This is a genomic window from Oscillibacter sp. KLE 1745 (genome assembly GCF_000469445.2).
GTDB classification, from domain to species: Bacteria; Bacillota; Clostridia; order Oscillospirales; family Oscillospiraceae; genus Oscillibacter; species Oscillibacter welbionis.
In genome coordinates this window covers 1-10,669 of record NZ_KI271713.1, presented here as the reverse complement: position 1 = coordinate 10,669, position 10,669 = coordinate 1, and the positions used below count along the sequence as shown (strand labels likewise).

Here is a 10,669-nt window from a genome sequence, read left to right as displayed (position 1 = left end):
CCTCGCCATCGCCCGGCGGGTCCGGGACCTGCTGACCTTTGCGGGGGTGCCCACCACCGTCACCCGGGAGGGGGACGCCGCCATTTACGACCCCGGCAGCGCCACTCTGCGGGAGAAGAAGGTCTCCGACCTCCACAACCGGGTGGCTCTGGTGAATGAGCTGCCCGGCGCGGTGCTGTTGAGCATCCACCAGAACAGCCTGCCGTCGTCGCCCTCCACCCGGGGGGCCCAGGTGTTCTGGAACCGCCAGGAGGGGGCGGAGGAACTGGCGTCGTCCATTCAGGAGGCCCTGAACGGCGCCGTCAACGCCGGACATGAGAAGAAGGCCGCCCAGGTGCCGTCCTCGGTGTACCTGATGAAGGAGATCACCGCCCCCGGCGTGCTGGTGGAGTGCGGATTTCTCTCCAACGCCGCGGAGACGGAACAGCTGAAGGACCCGGCCTACCAGACAAAGCTGGCGGCGGCCATCGCGGCGGGCGTGCTGAATTCAGATAAGAGTTGAAAGAGAAAAGATCAGACAGTCTGTTCGTCTCTCTTTCCATGGGAGGTTGCAATGAAGCCAAAGACCCTGTTCTACTGCACGGAGTGCGGCAATGAGACGCCCAAGTGGGCGGGGAAGTGCCCGGCCTGCGGGGCGTGGAATACCATCGTGGAGCAGCCCCAGGCCGCCCGGGCGGCAGGGAAGGGGGCCTCCCGCCCGGCAGGAGGGGGGAGCGTCCGCAGGGCCCGGCCGGTGACGGAGCTGGAGGCGGATGCGGAAATCCGCTTCTCCACCGGCATGGGAGAGCTGGACCGGGTCCTGGGCGGCGGTGCCGTCAAGGGCTCGCTGGTGCTGGTGGGCGGCGCGCCGGGAATCGGCAAGTCCACGCTGATGCTTCAGATCTGCGAGAGCCTCTGCCGGGAGAATAAGGTCCTGTATGTATCCGGCGAGGAGTCGGAGCACCAGCTGAAGCTCCGGGCCAAGCGGCTGGATGTGCAGAGCGAACGGCTGTTCGTGATCTCTGAGACCAGCCTGGGGGACCTGCTGGAGTCCGTGGCGGCGGAGGCGCCGGACGTGCTGATCGTGGACTCCATCCAGACCCTGTACAATGACGCGCTGGAGTCCCCGGCGGGCAGCGTCAGCCAGGTGAAGGACTGCACCATGGCCCTGATGCAGCTGGCCAAAGGGCAGGGGATCACGGTGTTCGTCATCGGCCATGTGAACAAGGAGGGGTCCATCGCCGGCCCCAAGGTTCTGGAGCACATGGTGGACTGCGTGCTGTACTTTGAGGGGGACCAGCACACCGCCTACCGCATCCTGCGGGCGGCCAAGAACCGCTTCGGCGCCACCAATGAGATCGGCGTCTTCGAGATGCGGGACAGCGGCCTCGTGGAGGTGGAGAACCCGTCGGAGATGCTGCTGTCCGGTCGGCCGGAGGACGCCCCCGGGACCTGCGTCACCTGTGTGATGGAGGGGGCAAGGCCGGTGCTGGCGGAGATTCAGGCGCTGGCGGTGTCGTCTCCGGCGGGCAACCCCCGCCGCACCAGCAACGGCTTTGACTACAACCGCTTCGCCATGCTGCTGGCGGTGCTGGAGAAGCGGGGCGGCCTGAAGGTCTCCGCCTGCGACGCGTACCTGAACATCATCGGCGGCTTGAGCCTGGACGAGCCCGCCGCGGATCTGGCGGCGGTGATCGCCCTGGCCTCCAGCTATCTGGACCGGCCGGTGCCGGCGGATTTGGTGGCCATCGGGGAGGTGGGCCTCACCGGAGAGCTGCGGTCCGTCAGCCAGCTGGGCCAGCGGGTCAGCGAGGTCCGGCGGCTGGGCTTTACCCAGTGCCTGATTCCGTCCCGCCGGACCGGGGAGCTGGCCGCGCCTGCGGGGCTTCGTCTGATCCCGGTGCGGAATATCGGTGAGGCGATCCGAGCCGCCCTTCGTCCGTCGGAATGAAGTGGACGCAGGCGCCGCCCAGGGCGGGGAGGCCCGCCGCGGCGGCGCTGTCCAGCGTGCAGACGCCGTCCTGCTGATACACACATTGGCTGGTACAGGGAATCAAACTCATACACATCATCCCATCTCCATGGATTTGGGACTAGCTTTGCCGAAAGCGGCGGTTTTTATGTCCGGTCCGGAGATGCGCCGCGCGTTCCGGCGTGTGCCGCCGGCGCTGCGGCTGCGGCTGCGGTCCGGCCGGGAAATTTTCAAAAGACCTGTCAGGGAAGGAGGTTTTGCGGGGAGATAGAAAATTGAACAAAATAAAAATTTTGTTCAATTTAGGGGAGAGCCAAACCGCTCCGGGGCCCGTTTCAGGCCCCCGGCACGACCTAACCCCCCAGCAGCCGCTCCGGCGGCTGCGCGGAGTATCTGCCCGCAAGTTGACACCGTTATGGCTGATTACCGCACCGAAGCGCCGCAGATTCTGCGGGACTTTCTCTCGTACCACGAGACCATCAAAGCCCACTCCAAGCGGACCGTGGACGAATACTTTCTGGACCTGCGGAATTTCTTCCGCTATCTCAAGCAGACCCGGGACCCGTCCCTGTGTGACCGGTCTCTGGATGAGATCGACATTACGGACGTGGATCTGGACTTCGTGGCCTCCGTGACCCTGACGGACATTTACGGCTACATGACGTACCTCAGCCGGGACCGGGTCCAGCACCAGAACAGCCGGAATTCCGGCTACGGCCTGAACGCCGCATCCCGGGCCCGGAAGATCGCCACGATCCGGTCGTTTTACAACTACCTCACCAATAAGATGCACTTACTTCGTGAAAGTCCTGTCAAAGATATGGATTCTCCGAAATTGAAGAAAACCCTGCCCAAATACCTGACCTTGGACGAGAGCATCCAGCTTTTGGACTCCGTGGACGGCAAAAATCAGGAGCGGGATTACTGTATCCTGACGTTGTTCCTCAACTGCGGGCTGCGGATCAGCGAGCTGGTGGGTCTGAACCTCTCCGACATCCAGGAAGATGCCCTGCGGGTTCTTGGCAAGGGCAACAAGGTCCGGATCATCTACCTGAACGACGCCTGCCAGGACGCCATCGCCAAATATCTGGCGGTGCGGCGGCCCATCACCGGCCGGGACGCAAACGCCCTCTTCCTCTCCTCTCAGAACGAGCGGATCAGCCGCTCCACGGTCCACGCCATGGTGAAAAAGCGGCTGGGTCAGGCGGGCATCGATCCGGCGGAGTACAGCTCCCACAAGCTGCGGCACACCGCCGCCACGCTGATGCTGCAGAACGGCGTGGACGTCCGGGCCGTCCAGGAGGTGCTGGGCCACGACCATTTGAACACCACGGAAATCTACACCCACATCGACAACGAATCCCTGCGGATAGCTGCAAAGGCAAATCCCTTGTCACACGTGAAAAAATCAAGGAAAAAGCAAAAGGAAACCGGCTGAGAGGCGCTCCCTCCCAGCCGGTTTTCCCTGTTCATTTTGCGCAAACGATTGCCTAAGGCCGGATGGTGCCCAGTACGTGCAGAAACCGGATGTCCTGGAACGTGTAGGTGGACAGGGGCCGGTTGTCGGCGTCGTAGCTGTGGGCGGCGATCAGTACCGTCTCCAGGGTGATGGGCGCCGTCACCCGCACCACCACCGGCGTATGCTGGAACTCCTGGCCGTTGAAGCTCAGCTGCACCAGGTCCCCGGGCTGCAGGTCCTCCAGGGCGCAGGGCTGGGCCACCGGCCCTACGGAGGGCGCCTGCCTGGTCATGAAATTCCAGAAATAGGGCACCCCGGTCCAGGAGGGGGACTTCTGGTTGGCGTCGATGTAGTACCAGCCGAAATCCGGGGTGAAGTTCATCACACCGCTGCCGGCGAACACACACTGAGACGCGAAGTTGGTGCAGTCTCCCCCCACGTTCTCGTAGTCGTAAAAGGCCGGGTTCCGGCCATAGGCCCACTGGTGGGCATACAGCACGGCGGCACTGCGGTCGTAGTCTGCAAAAAAGCGCATGGGCTCCCCTCCTCTTCCCGCCATTGTATGCGAAAGAGGGACGTTTGGTCAGTTGGGAGTTCGGAATTCATGTGTTCTGCTGCAGGCGGAACAATTGGAATGGGTCCGGCTTTGCCGGACCCAGAAATTGCTCATTCCGCATGATTCCTCATTCCCCTAATTCGCTCCGATAGCGATCCGCCTGGTCCAGCAGCTCTCCGGCGCTTGCCAGCAGGGCCTCTGTCACGTGGCTGCCGCCGGTGATCCGGGCCAGCTCCGCCTTCCGCTGCTCCCGGTCCAGCAGCACCACACGGGTATAGGTGCGGCCGTCTTGCTCCCCCTTCTCCACGGAGAAGTGGGTGTCCGCCATGGCGGCCAGCTGCGGGAGGTGGGTCACGCACAGCACCTGCTTGCGGCGGCTGACCTGGGCCAGCTTCTCCGCCACCTTCTGGGCCGCACGGCCGGAGACGCCGGTGTCCACCTCGTCGAACACCAGCGTGCCGATGGACTCCTGCTCCGCCAGCACGTTTTTCAGGGCCAGCATGATCCGGGCCAGCTCACCGCCGGAGGCGATCCGGGCGATGGGCTTCAAGTCCTCCCCGGCGTTGGCAGACATCAGAAACCGGACGGCGTCACAGCCGTCGGGGCCCGGCTCCTTCTCCCCGAAGTCGATGGCGAACCGGACCTTGTGCATGTCCAGGTCCCGGAGCTCGGACTGGATGCGCTGCTCCAGGACGGCGGCGGCCTCTTTCCGGGCGGCGGTCAGCTCCGCCCCCGCTGCCAGGACGGCCTTCCGGGCCTTCTCCAGCTGCTGTTCCAGCCGGGCCAGGGTGTCGTCCGCCGTCTCCATATCGTCCAGCTCCCGGCGGCACTTGTCCAGGTAGGCCAGCATCTCCTCCACCGTGGCGCCGTACTTCTTTTTCAGCCGGTACAGCAGGTCGGACCGGCTCTCCACCGCGTCCAGCTCCGCCGGGGAGAAGTCGAACGCCTCCCGCTTGTCCCGAATGATCTCGGCAAGGTCATAGGCTTCACACCGCAGCTGTTCCAGGCGCTGGTACAGCTCCCCCATGTCTCCGGAGAGCGTGCGGACACCGGCGAGGGCCTCTTCCGCGTCCCGGAGGGCGGAGACGGCGCCGCCTCCCTCCTCCCCGCCGTTCAGGCAGTAGTCCGCCCCCGACAGGGCGGAGAGGTACTTCTCCCCGTTCCGCAGCAGGTCCCGCCGCTCTGTGAGGCTCTCCTCCTCGCCGGGCACCAGCTGGGCCCGCTCCAGCTCGTCGATCTGAAAGCGGAGGCTGTCCATCCGCCGGGCCTTCTCCGCCTCGTCCATCTGGAGGGCCCGAATCTTCGCCTGTAAGTCGGCCATGGCTTCATAGGCCGTCTGATACCGCCCCAGGGGTGCCTCCGTCCGGCCAAAGCGGTCCAGATAGCTCAGGTGCTGCTCCTCGTCCAGCAGCTGCTGGCCGTCGTGCTGGCCGTGGATGTTCAGCAGCTCTTCTCCGATCCTGCGCAGCTGGGCCACGGTGACAGGGCGGCCGTTGACCCGGCAGAGGTTCTTGCCGTCCCCCGTCAGCTCCCGCTGGAGCAGCAGGTGGCCGTCCTCGTCCGGGGCAGCTCCGGTCTCCGCCAACCCGGCCAGATCACCGGGCACCTGGGAAAATTCGGCGCTGACAAAGGCCCGGTCCGCGCCGGTGCGGACCAGGTCCCGGGAGGTGCGCCCGCCCAGTACCGCGCCCATGGCGTCGATGACGATGGACTTGCCGGCGCCGGTCTCGCCGGTGAGGGCGTTGAAGCCGGGGCGGAACTGGATGTCCGCCTCCTGGATGACCGCGATATTCTCAATGTGCAGAAGCTCCAGCATGGGACTCCTCCTCTGAAAAAGCGCCCGGCAGGTCCGCCGGGCGCGGCAATATCAGCTGATGAACATGGCGTCGCCAAAGGAGAAGAAGCGGTATTTCTCCCGCACCGCCTCCTCATAGGCGGCCAGCACGTGCTCCCGCCCGGCGAAGGCGGACACCAGCATGATGAGGGTGCTCTCCGGCAGGTGGAAGTTGGTCACCAGGCCGTCCATCACCTTGAATCGGTAGCCGGGGTAGATATAGATGTCCGTCCAGCCGGACTTGGCCTCCATGTGTCCGTCCTCGGCGGCCCAGGATTCCAGCGTCCGGCAGGAGGTGGTGCCCACGCAGATGCACCGGCCCCCGTTTGCCCGGGTCTCGTTGATGAGGTCCGCCGTCTCCTGGGGGATGGTGCAGTACTCGCTGTGCATGGGGTGGTCCTCAATGGTGTCCTCCTTCACGGGCCGGAAGGTGCCCAGGCCCACATGGAGCGTCACATACCCGATCTTTACGCCCTTGGCCCGGATCTTCTCCAGCAGCTCCGGGGTGAAGTGGAGCCCCGCCGTGGGGGCGGCGGCGCTGCCCAGGACCTTGGAGTACACGGTCTGATACCGCTCCTGGTCCTGGAGCTCCTCCTTGATGTAGGGGGGCAGGGGCATCTTGCCCAGCCGCTCCAGCGTCTCCAGAAAGATGCCCTCGTAGTCGAAGCGGATCAGGCGGCCGCCCTCCTCCAGCTGCTCCACGATCTCGGCGGTCAGCTCCCCGTTGCCGAAGGACAGTCTGGTGCCCTTGCGGAGCTTCCGGCCCGGGCGGACCAGACACTCCCACACCTTGTCTCCCCTGTCGTTCAGCAGCAGCACCTCGCAGATGCCGCCGCCGGGCAGCCGCTGTCCCACCAGACGGGCGGGCAGCACCCGGGAGTTGTTCAAAATCAGGCAGTCGCCGGGGTTCAGGTAGTCCGGCAGGTCGTAGAAATGGTGGTGTCCCGTGGCGCCGCTCACCCGATCCAGGGTCATCAGGCGGGAGGTGTCCCGCTTCTCAATGGGGGTCTGGGCGATCAGCTCCTGGGGCAGGTCGTAGTAAAAATCACTGGTCTTCATGTTGCTTCCTTCTCATTACCGGACACGGATGCCGGTGAAATAAAATTCCAAAATGTCGATGTAGTCGTGGCCCTGCTCCGCCATGGCCCTGGCGCCGTACTGGCTCATGCCCACGTTATGGCCGTTTCCGGTGCCGGTGATGGTGATGCCGCCCCGGGAGGCGGAGCCCCGCCCGCCGGAGCTGCCGCCGGTGAGGTCCGCCGTTCCGGAGGCGGAGATGGCGGCGTGGTCCTCCCCCTCCAGGCGGCTGACGGTGCCGCTGCCGGAGATGACGGACGCACCGTCCAGAGCCGACAGGGTGCCGGAGGCGCTGTTCACCGCGTAGCTGCTGCCGCCCCCGGTGCCGCCGGTGATGGTGAACCGCAGGCTGGGGACGTTCTTGCCCAGGGTGGTGCTGTAAAAGGCCATCCGGGCATCGTCCCCCGTGCGGACCAGGGTCTTTCCCCGGCTGTCCACAAAGGTCACGGAATACACGTTGCCCAGATCGGTGACTTCCGATACATAGGCGTCCACCACGTCCCCGATGTCGTAGCCGCTGTTCTGCAGCACCCAGGTCAGCTCCTCCCAGGTATAGGTGACCGTCCACCTGTAATCAGGAATGGAGATCTGCGCCTCGTAGGGGTCTTCCTTTCCCCGGAGATAGGGCACGTCGGTGCCCCAGACGTTCTCCGCGTCCTCGGTGGCGCCGCCGTCGGAGGAGTGGTAGTAGGCCTGGGCCAGCTCGCCGTCATAATAGAGGCACTCCCCCTCCGTCTCCTCCACCGCCCGGTCCGTGGCGGAGGTGGCCTCACCGATGCCGCTGTACGCTTGGCAGTCTGTGGAGCTGCACACGTCGAATCCGTAGGCGGACAGGTGCTTGGTGGTGAGGCAGGCAAAGGTCCGGGCGCACACGGCCTGGGCCTTCAAGGCCTCCAGCTCCCAGTTCCCCGGCATTTCAGAGGGCAGAACGCCCTTCACATAGTCCTCCAGGTCCACCACGTTCACCACCTGCAGCCCGCCGCCGCTGACGGTGTACTCGAACCCGCCCCGGTAGCGGTTCCCCCGGAACCAGGTGACGGGGTCCCGGCCCTGGGGCATCACGGCCAGGGTGTCCTCCCTGCTCTCATAGAGGACCCGGTCTGTGCCGGTGATGGTCACCTGGATGCCGTCCCGGCCTGCCGGCTCCATGGTGATGGCGGTCTCGTCCGTCTCACCCAGGGACACGAAGGTCCGGTCATCCTCGAAGTACCCGAACTCGTAACCGCTGCCCTCATCGTTTTCCAGGTTGGCGGAGGACATGACGGAGGAGCCGTACCGCAGCCCCACCTTCACCGTATCATTGGTGACGGCGGAGGCGCTGACAGTACCCAGGGCGTAAAATGTCACAATCAGCGACAGCAGGAACAAGCCTTTTTTCATGGAACCTCCCCAAGCCATGCACCTTGACGGAATCGCGGAAGTATGCTAATATATGTACAAATGTCCGTGCTGGAAGTACAGGCTTTCTACATCAATATGGATCATTATAGTACATTCCGGCGCCATATTCAACCAAAATCGACGGAAGGCATCGCGTTTTTCCGCCGCAACATGGGAGCAGGAGGCACATACTATGAAACAGTACAAAGTCGGAATCATCGGCGGCACCGGCATGGTGGGCCAGCGCTTCATCACGCTGATGGAGCATCACCCCTGGTTTCAGCTGACGGCCATCGCCGCCAGCGCACGCAGCGCCGGGAAACCTTACGCCGAGGCGGTGGCGGGCCGCTGGGCCCTGGACGTCCCCATGCCGGAGGAGGCCAAAAATCTGGTGGTCCTGGACGCGGAGCAGGACGCGGAGCGGCTGGCCTCCATGGTGGATTTCTGCTTCTGCGCCGTGGACATGAAGAAAGAGGAGATCCGGGCCCTGGAGGAGAAATACGCGAGACTGGAGTGTCCCATCGTCTCCAACAACTCCGCCCACCGGTGGACCGACGATGTACCCATGGTAGTCCCGGAGATCAACGCGGACCATCTGGCGGTGATCGAGGCCCAGCGCAAGCGCCTGGGCACCCGCCGGGGCTTCATCGCCGTGAAGAGCAACTGTTCGCTCCAGAGCTACGTCCCGGCCCTGCACCCCCTGAAGAAGTACGGCCTGGACAAAATCCTGGTCTGCACCTATCAGGCCATCTCCGGCGCCGGCAAGACCTTCCAGCGCTGGCCGGAGATGGTGGATAACTGCATTCCCTACATCGGCGGCGAGGAGGAGAAGAGCGAGCAGGAGCCGTTGAAGCTGTGGGGCCGCGTGGAGGACGGGAAGATCGTCAGGGCCGACGGCCCCTCCATCACCGCCCAGTGCTTCCGGGTGGCCTGCCAGGACGGTCACATGGCCGCGGTGTTTATGAAATTCGCGGACGGCAAGGCCCCCTCCATGGAGCAGATCAAGGCCGACTGGGCCGCCTTCCGGGGCGTACCCCAGGAGCTGGAGCTCCCCTCCGCCCCCAAGCAGTTCCTCCACTACTTTGAGGAGCCTGACCGGCCCCAGACCCGGCTGGACCGGAACCTGGAGCACGGCATGGCCGTGTCCGTGGGCCGCCTGCGGCCGGACACCCAGTACGACTACAAGTTCGTGTGCCTCTCCCACAACACCCTGCGGGGCGCTGCGGGCGGCGCGGTGCTCCTGGCAGAGCTGCTGTGCGCCAAGGGATACATGGACTGATTCCATCTCATACATCCACAAAAGAGACGGCTTGCCGGAGTTGGCAGGCCGCCTCTTTTATCCTCAGACCTGCATCAAATTTAGGAATTGGAAATTTGAAATGGAGGTGTTCCGCCGCAGGCGGAACGATTTTGAATTTCCAAGATCCACCGGGCACCAAAATTTCTAATTCCCCATTTCCAGCTGAAAAGGAGCGTGTGTACATTGAAAAAGCCTCTCTTCACCGGGTCCGGTGTGGCCATTGTCACGCCCTTTACCAAAGAGACCGTGGATCTCCCCACCCTGGGGAAGCTGCTGGACTTTCAAATGAAAAACGGCACCGACGCCATCATCGTCTGCGGCACCACCGGCGAGGCCAGCACCATGAGCTACCGGGAGCGGATGCGGACCATCGAGTTCTGTGTGGACCACGTGGACGGGCGGCTGCCGGTGATCGCCGGCACCGGCTCCAACTCCACAGAGAACGCCCTGGCCCTGTCCCGGGACGCGGAGCGGGCCGGGGCCGACGGATTGCTGCTGGTGACGCCCTACTACAACAAGGCCAGCCAAGCCGGGCTCATCCGCCACTTCCAGGTGATCGCCGACGGCGTGGATGTGCCGCTGATCCTGTACGACGTACCCTCCCGCACCGGCGTCACCATCGCGCCGGAGACGTATGCGGAGCTTGCCAAGCACCCCAACATCAACGGCGTCAAGGAGGCGGGGGGCAATTTCTCCAACATTCAGAAGACCCGGAACCTGTGCCCGGAGGACTTCTCCATCTGGTCCGGCAACGATGACGAGACAGCGGCCATCTGTATGCTGGGCGGCAAGGGCGTCATCTCCGTAGTGGCCAACGTCCTGCCGGCGGAGATGCACCGGCTGACGGAGCTGTGCCTGCGAAACGACTTCGCCGCCGCCGGAAAGCTGCAGCTGGAGCTGAAGGACTTCTGCGACGCCATGTTCTGCGACGTGAACCCCATCCCCGTCAAAACGGCGCTGAACCTGCTGGGCTGGGACGTGGGCCCCCTGCGCCTGCCGTTGTGCGACCCCACCGAGGCCGGGCTGGAGAAAATCAGGGCGGCCCTGGAAAAGCACGAGCTGACCTCCAGAGTATAAGCCACAGCCGCCCGGCTTTCGCCGGGCGGCTGCTG

Annotated in this window: 9 protein-coding genes; 5 read left to right on the top strand and 4 right to left on the bottom strand. The window is 64.4% G+C overall.

Going from position 1 to position 10,669, the window contains the following annotated elements:
- The 3 genes from HMPREF1546_RS06695 to HMPREF1546_RS06685 form a co-directional block, all read left to right on the top strand.
- Positions 1-502 (top strand): N-acetylmuramoyl-L-alanine amidase (locus tag HMPREF1546_RS06695; RefSeq protein WP_021751806.1); only part of this gene is annotated, 502 nt, incomplete at its 5' end.
- A gap of 51 nt (positions 503-553) precedes the next feature.
- The gene (gene radA, locus HMPREF1546_RS06690; RefSeq protein WP_021751805.1) at positions 554-1,930 is read left to right on the top strand and encodes a DNA repair protein RadA; all 1,377 of its coding nucleotides are present in this window, start codon (positions 554-556) and stop codon (positions 1,928-1,930) included.
- A 436-nt stretch (positions 1,931-2,366) separates the two neighbouring features.
- A complete protein-coding gene (locus tag HMPREF1546_RS06685) occupies positions 2,367-3,389 on the top strand; it encodes a tyrosine recombinase XerC (RefSeq protein WP_021750220.1) in 1,023 nt (340 codons plus the stop codon).
- A 52-nt stretch (positions 3,390-3,441) separates the two neighbouring features.
- Here HMPREF1546_RS06685 and HMPREF1546_RS06680 read toward each other — a convergent pair whose 3' ends face one another.
- The 4 genes from HMPREF1546_RS06680 to HMPREF1546_RS06665 all read right to left on the bottom strand — a co-directional run bounded on the left by HMPREF1546_RS06680 (position 3,442) and on the right by HMPREF1546_RS06665 (position 8,257).
- Positions 3,442-3,945: an amidase domain-containing protein gene (locus tag HMPREF1546_RS06680; RefSeq protein ID WP_021751804.1), complete on the bottom strand. Its 504-nt coding sequence runs from the start codon at positions 3,943-3,945 to the stop codon at positions 3,442-3,444.
- Positions 3,946-4,093: 148 nt separating this feature from the next.
- Positions 4,094-5,782 (bottom strand): DNA repair protein RecN, encoded by a 1,689-nt coding sequence (gene recN / locus HMPREF1546_RS06675; protein ID WP_021750222.1) that lies wholly within the window; start codon positions 5,780-5,782, stop codon positions 4,094-4,096.
- Between the two features lie 51 nt (positions 5,783-5,833).
- Positions 5,834-6,859: a tRNA preQ1(34) S-adenosylmethionine ribosyltransferase-isomerase QueA gene (gene queA, locus HMPREF1546_RS06670; RefSeq protein WP_021750223.1), complete on the bottom strand. Its 1,026-nt coding sequence runs from the start codon at positions 6,857-6,859 to the stop codon at positions 5,834-5,836.
- Between the two features lie 15 nt (positions 6,860-6,874).
- Positions 6,875-8,257 (bottom strand): SpoIID/LytB domain-containing protein, encoded by a 1,383-nt coding sequence (locus HMPREF1546_RS06665; RefSeq protein WP_021750224.1) that lies wholly within the window; start codon positions 8,255-8,257, stop codon positions 6,875-6,877.
- 193 nt (positions 8,258-8,450) lie between these two features.
- Between HMPREF1546_RS06665 and asd the strand changes: the two genes are divergently transcribed.
- Positions 8,451-9,536 carry an aspartate-semialdehyde dehydrogenase gene (gene asd / locus HMPREF1546_RS06660; RefSeq protein WP_021750225.1) on the top strand — a complete coding sequence of 362 codons (1,086 nt, stop codon included), beginning with the start codon at positions 8,451-8,453 and terminating at the stop codon, positions 9,534-9,536.
- Positions 9,537-9,731: 195 nt separating this feature from the next.
- Positions 9,732-10,634, top strand: a complete 903-nt coding sequence (dapA, locus tag HMPREF1546_RS06655; RefSeq protein ID WP_337542795.1) for a 4-hydroxy-tetrahydrodipicolinate synthase — start codon at positions 9,732-9,734, stop codon at positions 10,632-10,634.
- Positions 10,635-10,669 lie beyond the last annotated feature (35 nt).

Bases quoted from the DNA above. Each gene is read 5' to 3' on its own strand.
- radA (WP_021751805.1), top strand. From the start codon at position 554: ATGAAGCCAAAGACCCTGTTCTACTGCACGGAGTGCGGCAATGAGACG.
- HMPREF1546_RS06685 (WP_021750220.1), top strand. From the start codon at position 2,367: ATGGCTGATTACCGCACCGAAGCGCCGCAGATTCTGCGGGACTTTCTC.
- HMPREF1546_RS06680 (WP_021751804.1), bottom strand. From the start codon at position 3,945: ATGCGCTTTTTTGCAGACTACGACCGCAGTGCCGCCGTGCTGTATGCC.
- recN (WP_021750222.1), bottom strand. From the start codon at position 5,782: ATGCTGGAGCTTCTGCACATTGAGAATATCGCGGTCATCCAGGAGGCG.
- queA (WP_021750223.1), bottom strand. From the start codon at position 6,859: ATGAAGACCAGTGATTTTTACTACGACCTGCCCCAGGAGCTGATCGCC.
- HMPREF1546_RS06665 (WP_021750224.1), bottom strand. From the start codon at position 8,257: ATGAAAAAAGGCTTGTTCCTGCTGTCGCTGATTGTGACATTTTACGCC.
- asd (WP_021750225.1), top strand. From the start codon at position 8,451: ATGAAACAGTACAAAGTCGGAATCATCGGCGGCACCGGCATGGTGGGC.